24 protein-coding genes and 1 pseudogene are annotated in these 19183 nt (G+C 33.4%); 9 read left to right on the top strand and 16 right to left on the bottom strand.

What is annotated here, in order from left to right:
* Positions 1-198: 198 nt before the first annotated feature.
* The gene (locus tag ACFXN8_RS04765; protein WP_386843195.1) at positions 199-1347 is read left to right on the top strand and encodes a hypothetical protein; all 1149 of its coding nucleotides are present in this window, start codon (positions 199-201) and stop codon (positions 1345-1347) included.
* Between the two features lie 434 nt (positions 1348-1781).
* Complete coding sequence (locus ACFXN8_RS04760) at positions 1782-2939, top strand: hypothetical protein (protein ID WP_386843193.1); 1158 nt, start codon at positions 1782-1784, stop codon at positions 2937-2939.
* A 148-nt stretch (positions 2940-3087) separates the two neighbouring features.
* On the opposite strand, the gene ACFXN8_RS04755 is transcribed toward ACFXN8_RS04760, so the two are convergent.
* Positions 3088-3471 carry a hypothetical protein gene (locus ACFXN8_RS04755; protein ID WP_386843191.1) on the bottom strand — a complete coding sequence of 128 codons (384 nt, stop codon included), beginning with the start codon at positions 3469-3471 and terminating at the stop codon, positions 3088-3090.
* A gap of 145 nt (positions 3472-3616) precedes the next feature.
* On the opposite strand from ACFXN8_RS04755, the gene ACFXN8_RS04750 reads away from it, so the two are divergent.
* Positions 3617-3862: a YkuS family protein gene (locus ACFXN8_RS04750; protein WP_386843189.1), complete on the top strand. Its 246-nt coding sequence runs from the start codon at positions 3617-3619 to the stop codon at positions 3860-3862.
* A 67-nt stretch (positions 3863-3929) separates the two neighbouring features.
* Here the strand turns inward: ACFXN8_RS04750 and ACFXN8_RS04745 are convergent.
* Both ACFXN8_RS04745 and ACFXN8_RS04740 read right to left on the bottom strand, forming a co-directional pair.
* Positions 3930-4129, bottom strand: a pseudogene (locus ACFXN8_RS04745) (CPCC family cysteine-rich protein); the annotation flags it as partial.
* A gap of 51 nt (positions 4130-4180) precedes the next feature.
* The gene (locus ACFXN8_RS04740; protein ID WP_386843187.1) at positions 4181-4483 is read right to left on the bottom strand and encodes a YfzA family protein; all 303 of its coding nucleotides are present in this window, start codon (positions 4481-4483) and stop codon (positions 4181-4183) included.
* A gap of 737 nt (positions 4484-5220) precedes the next feature.
* On the opposite strand from ACFXN8_RS04740, the gene ACFXN8_RS04735 reads away from it, so the two are divergent.
* Positions 5221-6141, top strand: coding sequence for a VanZ family protein (locus ACFXN8_RS04735; RefSeq protein WP_386843185.1), 921 nt, complete (start codon positions 5221-5223; stop codon positions 6139-6141).
* A 171-nt stretch (positions 6142-6312) separates the two neighbouring features.
* Here ACFXN8_RS04735 and ACFXN8_RS04730 read toward each other — a convergent pair whose 3' ends face one another.
* Positions 6313-6450, bottom strand: a complete 138-nt coding sequence (locus ACFXN8_RS04730; protein ID WP_386843183.1) for a hypothetical protein — start codon at positions 6448-6450, stop codon at positions 6313-6315.
* Positions 6451-6672: 222 nt separating this feature from the next.
* On the opposite strand from ACFXN8_RS04730, the gene ACFXN8_RS04725 reads away from it, so the two are divergent.
* On the top strand, positions 6673-7161 hold the full coding sequence (locus tag ACFXN8_RS04725) for a tubby C-terminal domain-like protein (RefSeq protein ID WP_483869451.1): 489 nt from the start codon (positions 6673-6675) through the stop codon (positions 7159-7161).
* Positions 7162-7335: 174 nt separating this feature from the next.
* Here ACFXN8_RS04725 and ACFXN8_RS04720 read toward each other — a convergent pair whose 3' ends face one another.
* The 3 genes from ACFXN8_RS04720 to ACFXN8_RS04710 form a co-directional block, all read right to left on the bottom strand.
* Positions 7336-7563 carry a hypothetical protein gene (locus ACFXN8_RS04720; RefSeq protein WP_386843179.1) on the bottom strand — a complete coding sequence of 76 codons (228 nt, stop codon included), beginning with the start codon at positions 7561-7563 and terminating at the stop codon, positions 7336-7338.
* A 1076-nt stretch (positions 7564-8639) separates the two neighbouring features.
* Positions 8640-9575, bottom strand: coding sequence for a PD-(D/E)XK nuclease family protein (locus ACFXN8_RS04715; protein ID WP_386843177.1), 936 nt, complete (start codon positions 9573-9575; stop codon positions 8640-8642).
* A gap of 13 nt (positions 9576-9588) precedes the next feature.
* A complete protein-coding gene (locus ACFXN8_RS04710) occupies positions 9589-10329 on the bottom strand; it encodes a sulfite exporter TauE/SafE family protein (protein WP_386843175.1) in 741 nt (246 codons plus the stop codon).
* Between the two features lie 92 nt (positions 10330-10421).
* On the opposite strand from ACFXN8_RS04710, the gene ACFXN8_RS04705 reads away from it, so the two are divergent.
* Together ACFXN8_RS04705 and ACFXN8_RS04700 are read left to right on the top strand one after the other, a co-directional pair.
* Complete coding sequence (locus ACFXN8_RS04705; protein WP_376075659.1) at positions 10422-10919, top strand: DUF1648 domain-containing protein; 498 nt, start codon at positions 10422-10424, stop codon at positions 10917-10919.
* Between the two features lie 232 nt (positions 10920-11151).
* Complete coding sequence (locus ACFXN8_RS04700; RefSeq protein ID WP_386843172.1) at positions 11152-11871, top strand: metallophosphoesterase family protein; 720 nt, start codon at positions 11152-11154, stop codon at positions 11869-11871.
* A 330-nt stretch (positions 11872-12201) separates the two neighbouring features.
* On the opposite strand, the gene ACFXN8_RS04695 is transcribed toward ACFXN8_RS04700, so the two are convergent.
* The 6 genes from ACFXN8_RS04695 to ACFXN8_RS04670 all read right to left on the bottom strand — a co-directional run bounded on the left by ACFXN8_RS04695 (position 12202) and on the right by ACFXN8_RS04670 (position 15079).
* Positions 12202-12369 (bottom strand): hypothetical protein, encoded by a 168-nt coding sequence (locus tag ACFXN8_RS04695; RefSeq protein WP_376075656.1) that lies wholly within the window; start codon positions 12367-12369, stop codon positions 12202-12204.
* The gene (locus ACFXN8_RS04690; RefSeq protein ID WP_386843170.1) at positions 12362-12547 is read right to left on the bottom strand and encodes a helix-hairpin-helix domain-containing protein; all 186 of its coding nucleotides are present in this window, start codon (positions 12545-12547) and stop codon (positions 12362-12364) included. The genes ACFXN8_RS04695 and ACFXN8_RS04690 overlap by 8 nt, the downstream gene beginning before the upstream one ends.
* A gap of 272 nt (positions 12548-12819) precedes the next feature.
* Positions 12820-13428, bottom strand: coding sequence for a CPBP family intramembrane glutamic endopeptidase (locus ACFXN8_RS04685; protein WP_386843168.1), 609 nt, complete (start codon positions 13426-13428; stop codon positions 12820-12822).
* 304 nt (positions 13429-13732) lie between these two features.
* Positions 13733-14134: a hypothetical protein gene (locus tag ACFXN8_RS04680; RefSeq protein ID WP_386843166.1), complete on the bottom strand. Its 402-nt coding sequence runs from the start codon at positions 14132-14134 to the stop codon at positions 13733-13735.
* 60 nt (positions 14135-14194) lie between these two features.
* The gene (locus ACFXN8_RS04675; RefSeq protein WP_386843164.1) at positions 14195-14623 is read right to left on the bottom strand and encodes a GNAT family N-acetyltransferase; all 429 of its coding nucleotides are present in this window, start codon (positions 14621-14623) and stop codon (positions 14195-14197) included.
* Between the two features lie 15 nt (positions 14624-14638).
* The gene (locus ACFXN8_RS04670) at positions 14639-15079 is read right to left on the bottom strand and encodes a GNAT family N-acetyltransferase (protein ID WP_386843162.1); all 441 of its coding nucleotides are present in this window, start codon (positions 15077-15079) and stop codon (positions 14639-14641) included.
* Between the two features lie 113 nt (positions 15080-15192).
* On the opposite strand from ACFXN8_RS04670, the gene pdxR reads away from it, so the two are divergent.
* The gene (gene pdxR, locus ACFXN8_RS04665; protein ID WP_386843160.1) at positions 15193-16590 is read left to right on the top strand and encodes a MocR-like pyridoxine biosynthesis transcription factor PdxR; all 1398 of its coding nucleotides are present in this window, start codon (positions 15193-15195) and stop codon (positions 16588-16590) included.
* A gap of 731 nt (positions 16591-17321) precedes the next feature.
* Here the strand turns inward: pdxR and ACFXN8_RS04660 are convergent.
* Positions 17322-17861 (bottom strand): sigma-70 RNA polymerase sigma factor region 4 domain-containing protein, encoded by a 540-nt coding sequence (locus tag ACFXN8_RS04660; RefSeq protein ID WP_386843158.1) that lies wholly within the window; start codon positions 17859-17861, stop codon positions 17322-17324.
* A 94-nt stretch (positions 17862-17955) separates the two neighbouring features.
* Positions 17956-18132 (bottom strand): hypothetical protein, encoded by a 177-nt coding sequence (locus ACFXN8_RS04655; RefSeq protein ID WP_376075644.1) that lies wholly within the window; start codon positions 18130-18132, stop codon positions 17956-17958.
* A 149-nt stretch (positions 18133-18281) separates the two neighbouring features.
* Here ACFXN8_RS04655 and ACFXN8_RS04650 point away from each other — a divergent pair, with 149 nt between their 5' ends.
* Positions 18282-18704 (top strand): hypothetical protein, encoded by a 423-nt coding sequence (locus ACFXN8_RS04650; protein ID WP_376075643.1) that lies wholly within the window; start codon positions 18282-18284, stop codon positions 18702-18704.
* Positions 18705-18736: 32 nt separating this feature from the next.
* Here the strand turns inward: ACFXN8_RS04650 and ACFXN8_RS04645 are convergent, their stop codons facing one another.
* Positions 18737-19180, bottom strand: coding sequence for a hypothetical protein (locus ACFXN8_RS04645; RefSeq protein WP_386843155.1), 444 nt, complete (start codon positions 19178-19180; stop codon positions 18737-18739).
* Positions 19181-19183: the final 3 nt, after the last annotated feature.

Genomic DNA, 19183 nt, shown 5'->3' with positions numbered 1-19183 from the left:
CGTAATTGTTTGTGTGGTAACTAACAATTTTACATGAGAATCTCTCTTTTTATTTAATTTTCATTGGAAGAAACTAGATAATCAACACGCGTGATGGAATGTTTAAAACTTTTTCAAAAAACGACGAACTTTCCCATTTGGTAATTCGTCTAAATATTGGAAACACCGTATTCCAAATAAAAAAAGGGAGATATGATCATGAAAAAACCGATTAAAAAATCTTGGATGATTGTTTCAGCACTAACAATAGGAATGGCTGTTCTAACGCCACTACAAGCAGGAGCTACTTCAGTAGAACCAACAAATGGTGTTACTGTTCAAATCGAACAACAAATTACAGGAACGATTAAAAGCGTCCACGGAGACGGGATTAACTTAAAAGGTAGGGATGGTAAAAATTACTATATCAGTTTCTATAAATTTTCTGAAGAACAACTAGAACAAATGAACTTAGTAGAAGGACAGGAAATCACGGTTGAAGGCGGTGTAGTAGAGGATTATTCAGACTTCTTCACTTTCGACGTTTATAAAAAGTACTTGCCTAAAGAAGTAACAAAAGAAGATCTAACAAAATTAGAAAAAATGTTTAATGATGTGAAGAAGTTGGAAAAAGAATTGTCAAATGAAATGACAGAAAAAGAGTTAGACAAGAAATTTGAAGAAATCGGAAAAATTTATGAAGATATGTTTAAAATTACAAAATCATATATAGTAGCAAATTGGCAGCCTCAAACGTTTGAAGAATATATAGAGGAATTTGGATTTAGTGAAAAAAATATAATTATTGCAGAAAATGATAAAAAAGAGCTTAAAGCTATTTATGAAGAATGGGTAAAGCTTGAAAAAGATGGTCAAGAAGAAGAGGCTAATGAGAAAATGGAAAAATTCCACAAAATCCTCAATCCATATTTTGAAGAACTTTATCCAGATCTAACATTTGAAGAATATATGGAACACTTCGACTTAGTAGATATCCCTGCTGAAACTTTAGCAAAACTAAAAACTATTTATGAGGATGCCCGAAAAGCAGAAAAAGATGACAATACTGACTTATTAAATAAACTATACGGGGAATTCTATGAGATCATTGGTCAGTTCACAAAACCTCAAACATTTGATGAATACATGGCTGACTATGAATTCGAAGTTAGTGAAGCGGATAGCAAGCAATTAAAACAGCTTTATGAAGAAATCTTAAAGCTAGATAAAAAAGAAGACCAAGTAAAAGTTGAAGAGAAATGGGAAGCATTTTACACTATTTTAGAGCCATATTTTGAAGCAAATAGAGAAATCCTAATCTCTGCTTCTAAACTAACAATTAACGGCCAAGAATACCTACCACAATAAGTAAAAGAATCGGGTGTCTCAACAAACATTAAAATGACTGTTGGGTTCCCCTTTTTGTTGATTCCACAATAATTTTTGGGGATTTTTTCAAAGTCTATCCCACAGTGTAATCGTTTAAATTCTATAGTAAAAGTATAAGAAGAACTTCCTTTAGCCCACCTTCCATACATATGATAAATATACCCCCCTTTTCTTTTGGTATGGAAAAAATACTACCTTCAACTTTTATTTGTTCAATCGCATCTGCAGTTATCTCCCCTTCTCCTTCGATGCCATCCATAGGCTGATGGTGAAAATTATCAACACATTCATTATTTATAAGAAATGTTTGAAATTTTCCAACTTTTTTGAAAAGTGATGAATCTTTTTATTTGGAAATTCGTCTAAATATTGGAAACTCTGATTTCCAAAGTAAAAATAAAGGAGAAATGATCATGAAAAAACCGATTAAAAAATCTTGGATGATTGCTTCAGCACTAACAATAGGAATGGCCGTTCTGACGCCACTTCAAGCAGGAGCTACTTCAGTGGAACCAACAAATGGTGTTACTGTTCAAATCGAACAACAAATTACGGGAACGATTACAAACCTTAATGGATTCGGGGTTGAGCTAAAAGGTAGAGATGGTAAAAACTACTATATCAGTTTCTTTAAATTTACTGACGAGCAACTAGAACAAATGAACTTAGTAGAAGGACAGGAAATCACAGTTGAAGGCGGAGTAGTCGAGAATTATGCAGACTTCTACACTTTCGAAGTTTATAAAAAGGACTTGCCTAAAAGTGTACCAAATGAAGAGTTAACAAAATTAGAAAAAATGTTTAGTGAAGTTAAGAAGCTAGAAAAAGAAGCTTCAAATGCGATAACAAATAAAAAGATGGACGAGGCTGAAAAGAAATTTGAAGAAATGAATAAAATTTATGAAGAAATGAATAAAATCACGAAACCATATTATTTAGCTAGTTGGCAGCCCCAACCTTTTGAAGAGTTTCTAGAAGACTACGGATTTAGTGAAAACAATATAGTTATTGCAGAAAATGATAAAAAAGAGCTTAAAGCTATTTATGAAGAATGGGTAAAGCTTGAAAAAGATGGTCAAGAGGAAAAGGCTAAGGAAAAAATGAAAGGATTTAATAAAATACTCCAACCATATCTTGATGAGCTTTATCCAACTCCAACATTTAAAGAATATATCGAACGCTTAGACTTATTAGATATCCCTGCTGAAACTTTAGCAAAACTTAAAAATATTTATGAAGAAGCACGAAAAGCACAAAGAGAAGATAATTATGAGTTATTTGGTGAAATCTGGAGTGAATTCAATGATACCCTTAGTCAATTCATAATACCTCCAACGTTTGAAGAATACATGTCTAACTTTGAATTCAAAGTTAATAAAGCGGATAGCAAACAATTAAAACAACTTTATGAAGAAATCTTAAAGCTAGATAGAAAAGAAGATTCAGCAAAGACGGAAGAAAAATGGGAAGAATTTTACAATATTTTAGAGCCATATTTTGAAGCAAATAGAGATATTCTAATCTCTGCTTCTAAATTAACAATTAACGGCCAAGATTACCTTCCACAATAAGTAAAGGCATCAGGGGGCCTCAACAATCATTTAAAGATGATTGTTGGGAGTCCCCCTTTTTTAATAATAAGCCACTTTTTATCGTATTCATTTTACTTCTATAGCAAAAATATAAGAAGAACTTCCTTTAGCCCATCTTCCGAAAACACTATAAATATAAGTCCCCTTTTTCTTTCGGTACAGAGAAAACATTACCTTGTACTTTTACTACCTCAATTTCATCGCTGCTTAACCATTTATCTACTTCTATTCCCTCAATAGGTGCTTTCTTAAAATTAATGTTAATTTCACTTTGAGGTGAAACAGAAAACGGAATAATTTTTTTATTAGCAATAATTTCCGGTGGGGAAATTTTATCAACACATTTATTATTTATAAAATTTTTCCAACAATAAGTACCTTGTACAATTGATACTTCTTTACCTTCTGACAATACAACAGGCTTGGGTGGTCCAGCATTAAATAGCATAATAATCCATACAAATGCAATAATAATTATAAGACTAAATATTTTTATCTTTAGACTTCCCATTTAAAAGATGCCTCCTAACATTAAATTTTATTCATTAATTTAGAGTCAATTTAGACGCCATTTTTATTATGTATAACAAAAAAATGAATGTAGTGAATAATTAGCAATCCTATATGACACATTACATATAGGAGGTGGAAGAATAATGACTAGAATAATTGGTGTGGAACAAACATTAACAAACGTTGAAGACGCTTTAAAAGCAAAAGGTTATGAAGTTATTCAGCTTCGTACTGAAGAGGATGCAAAAAAATGTGATGCTTGTGTAATCACTGGACAAGATAGAGATATCATGGGAATTAGCAATCCTGTCATGGCAGGACCTGTTATTGACGCTGATGGTCTTTCTGCTGACGAAGTACTTCAGCGTGTCGACAAATATTTCCACTAATAAATAAATAGGTGCTGTCGCTATAGCTTTGTTGACTATAGAGCAGCACCTTTTACTATTTATGTGATTATAGAATGCTCATTAATCTTTTATATCTTCTTTGTCTTACAAATGTTACGTACTCTTCAACACAAGCTCCAAAATAAAAAAAACTTTTTGTGCTTGATTTAAGGATACTTCATTTGCACCCTCACTATACTCTTGATCATTAAATTGAATTCCATCTTCTTCCCAGAAGCAAATCTTACAAATCTCATATGTATCTGGCGTTGCTCAAATTCCACAAACTTTTGTTTTCGACAACACTCTTTAAAGTCTTTACTTTTGTAGACTTGGTGAAAAAACATTTTTTATCGCACTTATTATTCCAGGCACTAGAAATACAATGCCAAAAAAGATAGTAAGTAAATTGAAATTTTTTGTTTCATAAAAAGTAAACCACTCTTTGAAAATTGAAGAGTCTGTAATTCTTCCAAATAATGTTCCACTAATATCTCGATAATTAGGTATCCACCCTGTTGCTTCTAATGTAATAAAAATTATTTGTGACAATACAAATACACCAATAGAAGATACCCAAGGTCTTTTCAAAAATGGAATATGATGTTGTTTATTAGCCAAGTATTATCCCTCCCTCTTTTAAATACTAATTATAAATATACGGAAAATCAAGGGTTTAATTCCATTATTAAACAAATGTTCCTGTTTTACAAAAAACTCTAAACTATTATTATTGAACTATCCTGCACTATTGGACAACCCTTTCCTTTACCATTCCATCCAATATGTATTGTTGACAGAATGCTTGTAATGAATCACCAACATTATGACTTTGATACGCCTTTGTGTTATTTCTCTAGCATTGATACATACATCTTATTAGTTGCTCTTTCATCATTCCAATTATAATTTTAGCAAGAAAATTTAATGAAAAAAGACTAGCTTACCGACCCTCATACATTGTTGAATCACAATTCTTCCCCCTACTACACAATCCTTTTAATTGCTCCGTAACAAATAAAGAAGTTTAATATTGCCATTTCTTAAGAAATCTTCATAAATACCCTCAATAATTATTAATGATTTCCATTTACAATAAGGATAAAGCCACAGGATTCTATAGGAATACTAAAAAAACTATAGGCCGTCTCATACGTGTAGACCGCAAGAGATTCCGACTGTTTGGAAATCATCACAACAAAATAAGTCAGGAATATTGTGTAAGTGATTAATACGTACCCATAGTACTCTATCAGTATGTATTCCACACGAGATTACTGTTTAAGAAATTTTGAAAGTAAAGTACACAAGGTAGTTTGAAAATGACAAGAGGTACCGGTATGAAAAGGAGATAAAATATGAAAAAACGAAATTTAATTATGATGATGACTATTTTATACACAGGTCTGATCTTATACTTCATGTTTTTAGGCTTTAATCGTCTAGATAGATACGAAGATTACAAAAGCTACGGCTACGAATTTCTGCTCATCCCATCAGGGGTTCCTTTGAATTTTCCTAGATTTACGTTTTCTTGGTTGTACAATTTTGGAAATATTGCAGCATTTATCCCCTTTGGTATCCTATTTCCTTTACTTTATCAAGTTGATTATAAAAAATTTATAGGATGGTTCATTATTGTGATTCTTGGATTGGAAACGATTCAATCTTTAGCGTATCTCGGGACTTTTGATGTAAATGATGTTATTTCAAATAGTATAGGTGCAACAATTGGATATGTTGTATACAAAGTTGGGCTCACTTCAAACCTGATTTTTAAAAAACTCATTGCTTCATCCTTAACTGCCATTATACTGTTAGTTGGCGTGATGATTGTTTCTGAAGTTTTAGATAAACGAGTAAGTCCGGTGCAACCCTTGCATGCCATTAAAGAAATCACAGGAGATAAACCACTAACAAACGATGTACCGACCTTCACTGTAGCTGGTAATAAAATAGAACCCCTATTCAATTTATATAGTAATGAAGGAAATACTACCACAACCTATACTTATCCTATTGAGGATAAAGAGGAGCTAACTTTTTATCTAAACTTTGGCATTCCAGATCATGAGGATTTCATAGGGGAAGTGACCATAATTACGGATGGAAATGTAATATTCCAAAAAAATGAAGTGAATTTGAAAGAATCCGAAACAATTGAAATGCCATTTGAAATTCCGTTATATGACGAAGCCCAAAAATTGACCATTATGATCACAGGTAATATAAAGCTATGGGATGTATGCTTCACAGAACTGAAGCATTGGTGGGAATAGACTGACTCATTTCACATCAGAGTAATTGCATCTTTATAAACAATGCAGAAGAATGCTTTGTTTGTTTTTCTTCATACGTTCCATAAACAAAGTGAAGCTTAGGCTCAAAATTTATTGAGTATTTGTGCTTCACTTTGTATTTTTTATTACGTTGCCTAGATTACAGATAGACTAGAAATTCCCATTCCCAAACAATGTATCTAGTATTTCTTGGCCAAAAAACGCAAAAGACAATAAAATCACTACAATTAAAATGGCTAAACTACCGAATATAAACGAGAACACTATCCCCATTTTATTATCATTCAATAAAACCCCTCCTACACTAGCATTTTATGTTCCTCAAAAAATGCTTATTTTAACAAACTAGCACTGTTAATATAATAATACCTCAAATTCAACCCATTTGGATAAATATTTCCATTTACCTTAAAGGCTAAAAAATTGTTGTTATTCAACTAACGTTACGATTTAATGGATATTGATTGAATTATTCAAGAGAGATATTGAGGAGAGACATCCTTAAATAGCATCCTAGAATTAGATTCTTATTACACAAGTATTCCTATTTATAACAAGGACAACCAAGTTATAAGTATCCTCAAAAAAAATCGCCATCGTGTCCTAACAAAACTGTTTCATATGCTTCTACGATATGGAATGCCCTTCTGCTATAATGCTTTTTCAATGGATAATCATCCAATATACAAAATTGATTGCGTATTTACTGGTGTTCGTTATACTCTTGATAGCAGCAATGCATTGGAAAAGGTTTCAATTACACAAAAACGTGTGCAATTAATTGAAAAGGTGCAATCTTTTATGCTCAACGGGGACGTGTACCTATTTGAGAAAGACTACACTTATTCAGGAACCTTAAAGTTAAATGGTGAAAAAATCGCTACTATTAGAAATTTAGATAATACAAACACAAATTTAACCAATCGGATCCACATTGAAGCAATCAATGATGACATCGCCTCTCTAATTGCTATCATGTATCAAACATTTGTATATTAAAAAATTTTGATTGTAAACTGGTATAATTCGTGCGCTTTAATGACAGAATTGATTCTACATAGTTTGTAGATTAATCCTGTCTTTTTCCTAAACAGCGCCCTTAAAGTTTTTTCATCCTCTCAAAACATAATAAAAAGCCACACCTAATTAGAAGATGTGACTTACTACATTTGATTAATCAAATTCTAAAATATTTTTTTCTACTACTACTTTGTAAACATCTATCGTACTAATTAAAATCGTTTTATAATGTTCTGTTTCAGTAAATGTATACCAAGGCTTCTCATTGAACGCATTAGAAATTTCTTCTGTAAATGTTTCTTGTTCAATATTATTCTTGATTTTATATTCTTCTTCATGACCCCCATTAAAATAATACTTCACTTTATATTCATACTCCATAAGTCAACACCTCCCATCTACCTATATAATGGATTGTAATGACAAGAAATATGAGCATAATAAAAAGTCACACCTAGTTAGGTATGACATTCTATAAGTAAGCTTTCACTTTTTGGTCACTCGCTCCATTTTCAGGCTCAATACTGCTCACGCAATACTTTAAAATACACGCTCATTCTTCTTCCCAATTAACAGACATACCTCTCCAAAAGCCAATATATATTGTTGAAGGTTCTCCATTTTGTAAGTGCATTTTTTCCCAGAAAAAATTTTATTACTTTCTCAGTATTACTTTGCCTCTGCTTTGTTAAATAGCGCTTACTGCACAATATGGAACTCAGTATTTATAGAACCATAAATGTTGATAAATATAGATATTTATTTAAGGGCTCAATATAAAAATACTTTTATAAAGTAAATAATTAAACTGATAGCAACAACTGTATTAATCACAAGCGCAATCTTATATTGAAACCAAATTTTGAATAAAGACACCAGTTTATTATGAAGAAGTAAATATATTGTTATTACAACAAAATGCATTATAGAAAACAGGAAACTCATTATGACTAAAGAAAATTTACTCAAATCTCCTGGATAACTATCTGCAGCTGTAAAACGTATACTGCCTACAAAAAGCACAGTTACCCATTGCATACAGTAGGTTAAGATAAACACTATTATAAAATAAACCGCATAAGATAAATATTGAAAAAATGACTTATTATCCATTTTCACTCCTTAACTAAAAGAAAGAATTGAATTCTGATTTCTTTGTAAGATTAATTACAATAACGATATTACTATTAGATTTGTTGCATATTTCTCCAATTATGAAACTATAACCCGTTATACATTATTAAAAAAGCACCGAAAATTAACGGCGCTGTCGTTCTTCTTTGATTCTTTCGAGTCCCTATTGATCTTCTATGAACTCTTTCACTTTTCGGGTTGACCCATGTTGACACTTTGATACCATGTTCGGCAGCATACTTACAAAATCCCTCATATACTCTCGGAATAAAGCTCGTAACTATATTGATGACTTAATTCAAATACTCGCTCCATTTTCAAATTCAATTGTGCACACATAATTCTTTAAAATTGCACCCTTTACAGTGCCATTTTTCAAGGGTTTTCTCAAATCCCTCAAAGTCCACGGGTTCATTCGAGAAAATATCAGCTTGATATTTTTTCATCTCCAGCACACTCCGCTGAAACGTATGTAAAATATTGTCCATATCAAATGCTGTAAAGGTGTATTTTTTTCGTTTGCCAGTCAATAAATATTCATTATAAACATCAATCTGGTCAAGAGATACGCGATATTTCTGCTGAATATAGTAAGCATAGAGTGCTAACTGTTGGCGATCATCATCGGACTCTCCTCCAGTTTTCCAGTCGATAATAATCCACTTGTCTGTCATCTCATCAAAATAATGAAAATCCATTACGACAAAAACTTGTACACCCTCGATTTTCATGGAACGAAATTGTTCAGGCTCACCGATTCGTAACGAGCCTTTTTGTGCGGTAATTTGCTGGAATGTTTCACTATTAAGAAAGTTGTCAAACACAGCCGTCATGCGCTCTTTATAGTCCTGTACAAGTTCGGGATTTAACTGCCCTTCGTAATAAATTTCTTGCATCATATAAAATTTATTAGGCTTATGTCTCCATAAATCTATTCGGCGTGTAGAATCGATAAAAGCGGCATTGAGCTGGCCACGCGCACGATTTACAAGTTCAGCAACAGTCGGCGCCTTGCCTGTTTGCAAATAATCATTGATCGATTGCTCTATTAAATGATGGACGATTTGCCCAAATAAAATCGGCATGGATTGAAGCTTTTTTAAGCGATAGACATGTTGATGATATGGCTCCACATTGTAACTTAGCCAACCATTATGAGAAAAATAATATTCATAGCCATATTTTCGTGCACAGCTTGTTAACGTTTTATGACGTGACAGTGACCACGAAAAAGATGGATAAGGTGTGATTTCAAACATGGACATCGCCTCCTTATATCTGTTTAAAAAAATCGTATACGAGCTGTACTACTAGCACAATTGTTACAATACGTAGCAATAGCTTTACTTGATTTGCCTTAACCTTTCTCGCAAGGATAATGCCTATTTGCGCACCAATTACAGAACCAACCATTAAAACGATAGTCAACGGCCAATCGATTTTACCTGTGGCAATATACGTAATCGCAGCTCCTGAGCACATCGCAAAAACACCTACACGCGACAAACCTACTGCTTTCATATAAGAAATTTTTTCATGTGCATATGTATAAAGGGCCAGCGTACTGCTACCAGGGCCGAACATGCCGTCATAAAAACCAATCCCAAGAAGAATTGGACCGTTTTTACGATTCATTGTGAAGCTTTCTTTATCTCCAAATTCAGCCCTACCAATAAAGGACATAATAAGAGCAAAGCCTAATAAAATAATAGCGATAAGCGTTAATGTTTGACTGCTCATAAACGATGCAAACAGCCCCCCAAGTGTACCACCGACTAAGGAAACAAGTAATACTGAACGCATTTCTGACCATAACAATTCTTTTCTTTTATAGATTGTGTAAAAGCTTGAAAAGGCACTGACCATATTAGAAACCTTATTCGCACCGATCGCTGAATGGACTGGGACCCCCACTAACATCATGGTCGGTAATGTTATCAACCCGCCACCTCCAACTAACGTACCAATGACGTTGCCAACGCTTCCAATTAGTAAAAACAACAAGTATTCCATTTAACCCTTCTTTCTATGACACACATGATGGTATTCTTATGATACAGTATAACAGACTGCTATTTTTTAAGATTTAAATATGAGGTGAACGAATGCTTGAACAACAAAAAACACCTACACCGCGTGTTTGTAAATCGCTAACGCTTATTGTCGCGACTATTTTTTTAGCTGGCATTACGGCGACGCTGATCCAATACAATAAGCTCCCCGCTTCTATACCTGTTTTGCAAAGCTTTAAGAGTGAACATGCGCAATTTGGCCCAAAAATCGCCATTTTTTATTTACCTTTCATTGCCTGCATGCTATTTTTGCTTTTACACTATTTAGAGATGAGAGCAGCTTATCCTATCCTACGTAAAAATAAGCCTACCTTGTCTCATATCCAGCGACAAAATGGTATCATTACCTTTTGTCTCATCAAAAATAGTATACTCTTATACTTTACATATTCACTATTCAATGATTTAACAGTTGCTTTAGGCCATCATCGTATTTTACAGCAGTGGCATGCTTATGTATTTCTATTTGTACTAAGTACAATATTTATAATGGGGATCGTGCGTGGGATTTTATTGAATAAAAAGGGATAGAGCATGCCCTACGCTGTACTAATGTATGATAAATAACAGTAAATGTAGATTTAAAGTAACTGTTTATAAAAAAGTTGCATCGTTTTGCCCCTTTAGATATGTTTTGTCTAAAGGGGCTCCTTTGCTCTTTTTTTCGGTTCATTTATTTTTTAAAGGATTAAAATGCAGTTTGTCGAATAACATGGAGAAACAACTATAAAGAATAGATGGATTTTTATGAGGGGGAAGATTTGTGACAAAAATTGCAATTATTTCAGATATCCACGGGAATAAAACGGCATTAGAAGCAGTTTTAAAAGACATTCGATTAAGAAAGATTGAAAGAATTTTTTGTTTAGGTGATTTAATCGGCAAAGGTCCCCAAGGATCTGAATGTATAGAACTTATCCAAAAGAACTGCGAAAGAGTAGTTCGAGGTAATTGGGACGTATTCATTCAATCACCTACTGATAATGATTTTATACAGTGGTTCAAAGATAGACTAACAGAAAAAGATTATCAGTATTTAGCTTCGTTACCATTTAATATTGATCTTGAATTAAATGGACAATTAATAAGGTTTTTCCATGCATCTCCAAGAAGTGAATTTGAACGTATCTCAGTTAATCATCCTATTGAAAAGCGTTTATCTATGTTTGAGAATAGTGAAGTAACAAATTCAATCAATAACAATAAATTCCCTGATATTGTATTCTATGGCGATATACATACGACTTTTTTGCATACATATAAAAAGGGTATTCTATGTAACGTTGGGAGTGTCGGAAATTCACTTGACTTAACTTCAGCTTCATATGCGATCCTAGATGGAACACATTCAAACAATGCCGTCCAATTTATTAGAGTAGATTATGACAGACAGGCTGAGCTTATGATTGCAGAAGAGTTGGGTTTGCCCCAACTAGATAAATATTATGATGAAATTATGTTAGCAAAGTATCGAAATGCTTAGAGCTGTTTTTTTATCGGGTGTATCGATCATACTTTATTTCAAATCTACAGAAAAAAAATAAGCTACTTGATGCCAAATAGCATCGAGTAGCCAAAAAAATTTTACAGATCCGTTTTCATCTGTTCAAATGTATGTATTACGCATATTTTGTACACCCCGAGCCAATTCAATGCTTTCCAGGGCAAAATGTAGGAGGGCTTTTTTATTCTTGACTTTGTACACATAAATAAGAATAAAAATGCCGAGTGAATTTAGATAGGCGAACCCCAGCTAGTGATAGTAATATTGCCAACATAAAAATGACCAAATTAAATATGACTAATTTTCCTCCTATTGTAATTTCCTTCGCATTTTTCGAGAAAAAATAAAGCCTGCTCCAAGGAAGAATAAAAGTGCCATAAACTTCATGAGAGGAATAATAAATAACTTGCTAATCACAAAAACAACAAGGATATAATAGGCCACCATTGCCAGTAAAAATAATGTTAGTTTATTCACTGTACTCCCTACTTTCATTCAGTGCTGCTTCAATGGCCGCTAGCGCTTTCGGTCCCGTCCCATGTAATTTTTTTAACGTCGATAAATCAACCTTTTCCAATTGCTCTAATCGTGTATACCCTGCCGCATTTAATGCACGTATAGCAGGCTTCGCTACTCCCTTTGGCCATTCCGTCATTTATGCTCGTCCCTTCCTTTTACGTCTATTAAGGATCTCTGTTCCTATAATACCTATTAATAGTATAGCTAGTGAGGCGACATGATAATCAACGAAAAAAGTCGTAAATGCTATATTATAATAATGGCATATTGCCGTAATGATACGCCCTCCCATTAATACAAAACCAACAATCAAGCATCCTTTTATTACCTGCTCGATGAATTGCATTCCTATCACCTCTCTGCTTTATTATGCAATCGAACATGATGAAATGCAAATGAGCTAGGCTCTTAGAGCATATTAAACATTGCCATGAAGGCGGCAATCAGATTGACAATGCTATGGATGCCCCAGCTTGTTATGATGGAACCATTAGATTTTCGTTCATTGATCCACCCCATTAAATAACCTACAAATGCGGTTGCTATAACAACTAATACTACAACTCCAAAAGGAATAAAAGAAAACATCAACAATCCATGTAAAATGCCAAATAGTAAACTTTGCATGATATTTCCCATTTGAAAACCAAATTTATGCATGAATCTTTTCAATAAAAAGCCTCGGAATAACAGCTCCTCTGACAACCCCGTTTGTACAATTGAATGGAAAAGTGCTGGAATGAGCGCTGAAAAGCCAAGTCCTGTAAAACGATTGGTCGCTAAGGTTGAACTATCTAGGTAGAAATAGCTGATTGTAGTAAGGGGTACGAATAATAAAATAATAATGAATAAAAACCATAGAAAATAATCCCCTTTATTTTCCACTACAGGCTTTTGAAGGCCGAGCCATGTTAAAAATGATTGTTCCTTTCTTGCTGAGAAAAACCACCAAATAAACGGAATAACTGAAAATAAAATGACTTGAATAATTGCATTTATCGCACTTTCCAAAACCATAACTTTCCCCCTGTTCATAATGTTTTACATGAAGAATGACAAGCGATGTTGAAAGGTTCTTCTCGGAAATCGCCGGAAGGAACTACTTTATCTCCGCTTGATGTTTGAAACACGCCGGTAACATCTACTTTATCGTCGGTTGTCAATATTTCTGTCCTTCTTCATGTTAAGCATATTAAATAGCGGAGTTAAAATCAAGACAAATTTAATGATAATCATTAAATAATTATCTTTTATAACTAAATATTAAATGTTAATCAGTATTTATACATAAAAAATACGACTAGAAAAACACTAGTCGCTTTCATTCTTTATTCGGATTTCTCTCAATAAAGTCTGTAATTTCATCTTTTAATTCATAAACTAAATTAAAATAATGATGTTCGTTCAACGCCCCCTTCTTTCTCCACTTTTGCATTTCTTGATAGTGAAATGTCACAAAATAATTTATTATTTCACGTTGGTCAATACCTTCCTTTTTTGCCATATCGACAATCAAAAGTCCTTCTTTCCAATATTGATTATACACTTCTTGCGTAATCCCAAGAACCTTACAAATAGCATCATAATCGTACTTTACATGGTATACAACCTGTCCTTCCTCACCATTTGCATGTTGTTGAATTACATTATTTGCATAACCGATTGGTGTAAAGCTCATCATAAATATGCTTGTTAGAAAAAGCTTTTTGAACGTAACTTTCATATAAACCTCCTTCATGTGTCCATTAGTGTGTGAGGTTTAATAAATCATATTCCTTCTAGATCACAATGCTTTTCGAAAAGAATAGCACCATTTCTCATATCCTAATCGCTCTTCATAAAAGCGATGTGCACTAATCCTTTGGATACCAGACTCTAAAGCAATATAGTGCGCCCCATTTTCTTTGCCCCATTGATGAAGATAATGCAATAAGTTCTCACCATAACCTCTTGAACGATACTGCTCATCCGTTACTAAATCATAAACAAAAATATGGCGTTCACTATAAAAGTTGATTCTCCAACTTAATCCGGAGACTGCCACTATTTTCATATTTTCGTATAAAGCAAATAACATATAGCCATCTTGAGTCATTTCTTTTAACAATAAGAGATACTTTTCTACTGTTAATTCCGTACGGAGCTGCACCATAACGGTATATGCATCCACCCACTCCTGCTCCGTCGTTAATTGTTTGATTGTTACAGTCATTATTCAAATCTCCTTTTACCAATATTTAATATAATGAAATACTCCAGCGTCTATTTTCATCCCGAGCTTCTCATATAGTTTTTGAGCACGAACGTTGTCTGTCGCTGTTTCTAAACCTATATAACGCGCATCTTTCTGTAAACAATACGAATAGCACTGTTCCATTAGGGCCTGTGCTACACCTTGCTTCCTAGCATGCTCTATCACAAATAGATCGTTTAAAATAAACGCCTTTTTCATTGCAACAGATGAAAAAGTAGGATAGAGCTGAACAAAACCAACTGGCTGCTTATCTATATAAGCTAAAAAAATGGCCGACTCCTCCTTATTTAAACGCTCCAATAGAAACTGTTCAGCCTGTTCTAAGTCAGATTGTTGATCGTAAAATTCTCGATAGGCATTAAATAATGGCACCACGTCCCCAACTGTTGCTAAAGTTACTTTACGAATCTCCATGCACTTATCTCCCCATTTCTTTTTTATAGGTCATTCTAGTATGATGATAAATAACAAACTGACATTTAAAAAGAAACAGTTCTAGACATTTCAACATGTCAAGGAGGGACTTTATGAAGGATTTTATTTTCTTATTCACAGATGCAGAGGCAAAATATAAACAAATTTATCAGCAGGTCAAATGGTTAATCGAACAAGGGAGATTGAAAACGAATGATTCTCTTCCTTCTATTCGACGGCTAGCCGATACTTTACATGTCAGTCGGAATACAACGTTAACTGCCTATGAGCAGCTCGTAGCGGAAGGATTCATACGCGGTGAAGGACGAAAGGGTTATTTCGTCAATGAATTTGAGCAAGTGTTTCTACAGGAGAAAGAACGATCAAGCCTTACTCAAAATACGAAAAATACGAAAAATAACAGTGAAGATACCATCATTGACTTTCGTGCTGGCGCTGTCGATCAACAGCATTTCCCTTTAAAAATATGGCGTCAAGTAGCTAATCAAGTGTTACCTTTAAACGAGTGCTATCAATATGGCGATCCTTTCGGTGAGCCCCTTTTAAAGGAACAGCTTGTACATTATTTACTTCAAGCTCGTGGGGTTCATGTAAATGAAGAGGACATAATTATTGGTAGCAGCACGCAACAAATGTTAATTTATCTAGGATTTCTATTAAAGCAGGATTTCCAAAGCGTTATTTTAGAAGACCCTGGCTACAACGGTGCACGGGAAGCGTTCAAGCTTCATGACTTTCATATAGAGACATTACCTGTGTTGGAAAACGGTGCACAGCTTGAGTATTTAACGCAGTTTCATTCGCGCCTACTCTATGTCACCCCTTCTCACCATTTTCCATATGGTGTTTCCATGAGCATTCAGCAACGACAAGCTTTAATTCAGTGGGCCAAAAATGTTGATGGATATATACTTGAGGATGATTATGATGGTGAATTCCGTTATACGCAACAGCCGTTTCCTGCTCTCGCCTCCATCGACAAGTCTCGTGTTATTTACATGGGGACATTTTCAAAATCATTTTTACCAGCGATTCGTTTAAGTTATATGGTGCTACCAAAAGCACTTGTTCAGCCATATAAAAAACGCTTTGCTCATTTTGAACATAACGCCTCGTCCTTACATCAATTAACAATGGCGAAATTCATGGAACAAGGCGAATGGACACGTCATATTAAAAGAATGCGTATCACCTATAAACATAAAATAAATACACTTGTAGAGGAACTTAACAAGCAATTCGGAGAAAAAATTACGATTCTCGGAGAGCAATCTGGGCTTTATATATTGGTTAAAGTGCATACACGATTTTCAGAAGAACAGCTCATTCAAAATGCACAACAACACGGAGTAAAAGTCTACCCTACGAGCCCCTATTTTCTACAACAGCCAAGTTCAGTGCCAATTATTCAATTAGGCTTTAGTAAGTTAAAAATGGAAGAAATCATCCTAGGTGTGCGACTGCTAAAAAAAGCTTGGATTTTAATTTAATTCCAAGTGGGTTCGGGTGTAGCGAGGTAGTCAATCCCCTCACGTACAAAATTAGCTCAAACGAAATAAACATAGCAGTCATTAGAATCGCAGAATACTATACTTCAGTAAAAAATGCGATAGAAACCCTTGTTCAAAACGTAATCAAATCAACTGAATTTAAAAATTATTCTGTTCACATTAAAAAAGCAAAATTAATCAAACACTATTAGATGAAAATCAAAAACCAACAGATATCGGTAAAGAAATGGAAAACAAAATTACTGAAGTTTTAGCGAAATTCAAACAAACTTATAAAAGAAAAGCCTATTAAAATATACATTTACAATAAACACAAAAAAACAAATTAAAAAACATCTACTTCTTCTTCGAGTAGATGTTTTTTTAAAGCCATTACATCTGACTTAACTAACTGCGTTTTTTTATATTTAACTCATCTGCTAGGTCTACTTGTGCTAACTCCTCTGAAACATAATATGTTTTATTTTTTCTACTTCTTGTATTTAAATTCGCAATCTCATTAAAAATTGATCACCGGTCATGCGGATCCTCTTGTCGAATTCGCTCTTGAATTATTGTTTTCTGATAAGCCAATAGCGTTCAAAACGTCTAAATTTTGATTACTATTAGTTCATTATTAGGAGAAGTAAGCTACTTCTTTATGCAACATATCTAGAATTTCTAGTTGAAATGCCGTACTTCTTAATTCATTCATAGGCATCAACATCACCTCAAATTTTTTTATAATCCTGCCTAATCTTTTGAAAAGTTTCGTTTTTAGCTTTATTGAGCGCTTGTTTCGAAACACCTATTTTTTTCGAAACTTCTTCTTCCGTTAGATTTTCTACAAAAATAGAATGCAGTATATGTTTCTTTTTTTGACTTAATTTCGAAACAATATTATAAAGTTGCTTGTCCTCGAAAATAGTTTCTAAATGAGTATATTCCGTAGAATATATCAATTCAAAATCACCATACAAACTTTCATTTGAAATTAAATCAATAAACTTATTCTCACCATCATTAATGTCATTATCTAAGATCAACTGATTAAATCGATTATTACGGCGAATTTTCTTGTCATATCTTTGAGATTCGAAATGTAAAACACGAGAAAAGTAACTAAGTAATTGAATTTTTCTAACATGAATTTGGAATAGCTTTTCAATAGTATCTCTTGTATGAGTTGTAGGATTCTTTAAATAGCTTTTATAAAGTTCACTTACTTTTTCATCATCTAAAAAAGACTTTAATAGACGATTTTGAAACAAAAAATCAACTCCAATCAAATTGGAATATATGTTCTATTTTAGAGTAAAAAAGAAAATGTATATCCGCAATTATGTTCAATTTACTTTTAAAAATTTACTTGTTTTCATGATTTTCTTTTTGTATTAATAGTTGAACAGCGTTTGTGTTGTTGTTTACAGCTTCGGTTAATAAACCTAACGATTTATCGAATTTCCAAAAGACCAATAAAAAAGCGACAATTGGAAATCCTGTATTACTAATCAAACCAATTAAGAATTCATATTCTCCCATCGAATCCCTCCTTTTTTTATAAAGGGAAATCTATAAATAGTTTGACAACCTTTTTTAAAATTCGTTAAATTAACACTTATTATGCCTCTAAAAGTCCATTAATCCCTAAAATTTGCTATAATTTTAAAAAAGATAAAGAGGGGGGCTATATGAAAAAGTTCAAAATTATATTACCTTTACTCATAATCGTTATAGCCAGTGTTTTTTTTATTGCAATGAAAAACCAAAACTACTCTGCAACAGATGTATTAGAAAACGCTGATTTTAAAGCAAAAAATCCAACTGTAACCATTCATAGTATCAATACAGACAAAGAAGATATATATACGGAAATTGAAATCCCAGAAAAAACAAAACGAGAACTTATAAAAGCTTTTCAAAACGCAAAATTTAAAAAAACAACCATAAACGCCTTTAATTACGATTACCGAATCACCATTGCATTAAATACAGGTTATGCAATGTACCTTGATTCAGATGAGAAATCACTGACTATCATTAGTACTAACAAAGACTATGCCATCGTAAACGATAGCGACTTTTTTAGTATTTTAGAAAAAGCAACGAAATAAGAGGCACTTACAATTTAGTAAGTGCCTTTTTATTAAGCCGGATAACCTATTTGTCCACCGGGCGTTGTAAAGCTATTAACTTTTCGAGATTTGATAAATCCGAATTCGTAATTAGGACGTTCGCGATTATCCGTAATCGTCATATTACATTTAGCCCATCCACCATTTACCATCGTGAAGTGAGATTCTAAAAGCTGTGTGTACCCCGTGTTTACATCGTTCATCAGCCACGATTTTTCCGAAGCATTAAGACTTGTTAAAAGACTCATAAAACCTGCTGCTACAGAAGTCACTGCGCTTGTCAAGAAAACGAGTCCTAAAACACCGGTACCAAATGAAGTGTATGAATTCTTTACAACAGATTCATTTACCTTTTTATTTGCAAGTAGTTCAACTACTTTTTTTTGTGCACGAACCATCTCCGCGATTTGTGCTGTTGTAACATCGACCGTTCGAGTTGTTGAATAAAGTCCCATTGT

The organism is Lysinibacillus sp. NPDC059133, from assembly GCF_042755925.1.
Taxonomy (GTDB): domain Bacteria; phylum Bacillota; class Bacilli; order Bacillales_A; family Planococcaceae; genus Lysinibacillus.
This window is presented reverse-complemented; position numbering and strand designations above follow the sequence as displayed.

What these genes read in the sequence shown, in the direction of transcription:
- ACFXN8_RS04765 (WP_386843195.1), top strand. Translation starts at nt 199, where the DNA reads ATGAAAAAACCGATTAAAAAATCTTGGATGATTGTTTCAGCACTAACA.
- ACFXN8_RS04760 (WP_386843193.1), top strand. Translation starts at nt 1,782, where the DNA reads ATGAAAAAACCGATTAAAAAATCTTGGATGATTGCTTCAGCACTAACA.
- ACFXN8_RS04755 (WP_386843191.1), bottom strand. Translation starts at nt 3,471, where the DNA reads ATGGGAAGTCTAAAGATAAAAATATTTAGTCTTATAATTATTATTGCA.
- ACFXN8_RS04750 (WP_386843189.1), top strand. Translation starts at nt 3,617, where the DNA reads ATGACTAGAATAATTGGTGTGGAACAAACATTAACAAACGTTGAAGAC.
- ACFXN8_RS04735 (WP_386843185.1), top strand. Translation starts at nt 5,221, where the DNA reads ATGAAAAAACGAAATTTAATTATGATGATGACTATTTTATACACAGGT.
- ACFXN8_RS04720 (WP_386843179.1), bottom strand. Translation starts at nt 7,563, where the DNA reads ATGGAGTATGAATATAAAGTGAAGTATTATTTTAATGGGGGTCATGAA.
- ACFXN8_RS04715 (WP_386843177.1), bottom strand. Translation starts at nt 9,575, where the DNA reads ATGTTTGAAATCACACCTTATCCATCTTTTTCGTGGTCACTGTCACGT.
- ACFXN8_RS04710 (WP_386843175.1), bottom strand. Translation starts at nt 10,329, where the DNA reads ATGGAATACTTGTTGTTTTTACTAATTGGAAGCGTTGGCAACGTCATT.
- ACFXN8_RS04705 (WP_376075659.1), top strand. Translation starts at nt 10,422, where the DNA reads ATGCTTGAACAACAAAAAACACCTACACCGCGTGTTTGTAAATCGCTA.
- ACFXN8_RS04690 (WP_386843170.1), bottom strand. Translation starts at nt 12,547, where the DNA reads ATGACGGAATGGCCAAAGGGAGTAGCGAAGCCTGCTATACGTGCATTA.
- ACFXN8_RS04685 (WP_386843168.1), bottom strand. Translation starts at nt 13,428, where the DNA reads ATGGTTTTGGAAAGTGCGATAAATGCAATTATTCAAGTCATTTTATTT.
- ACFXN8_RS04680 (WP_386843166.1), bottom strand. Translation starts at nt 14,134, where the DNA reads ATGAAAGTTACGTTCAAAAAGCTTTTTCTAACAAGCATATTTATGATG.
- ACFXN8_RS04675 (WP_386843164.1), bottom strand. Translation starts at nt 14,623, where the DNA reads ATGACTGTAACAATCAAACAATTAACGACGGAGCAGGAGTGGGTGGAT.
- ACFXN8_RS04670 (WP_386843162.1), bottom strand. Translation starts at nt 15,079, where the DNA reads ATGGAGATTCGTAAAGTAACTTTAGCAACAGTTGGGGACGTGGTGCCA.
- pdxR (WP_386843160.1), top strand. Translation starts at nt 15,193, where the DNA reads ATGAAGGATTTTATTTTCTTATTCACAGATGCAGAGGCAAAATATAAA.
- ACFXN8_RS04655 (WP_376075644.1), bottom strand. Translation starts at nt 18,132, where the DNA reads ATGGGAGAATATGAATTCTTAATTGGTTTGATTAGTAATACAGGATTT.
- ACFXN8_RS04650 (WP_376075643.1), top strand. Translation starts at nt 18,282, where the DNA reads ATGAAAAAGTTCAAAATTATATTACCTTTACTCATAATCGTTATAGCC.
- ACFXN8_RS04645 (WP_386843155.1), bottom strand. Translation starts at nt 19,180, where the DNA reads ATGGGACTTTATTCAACAACTCGAACGGTCGATGTTACAACAGCACAA.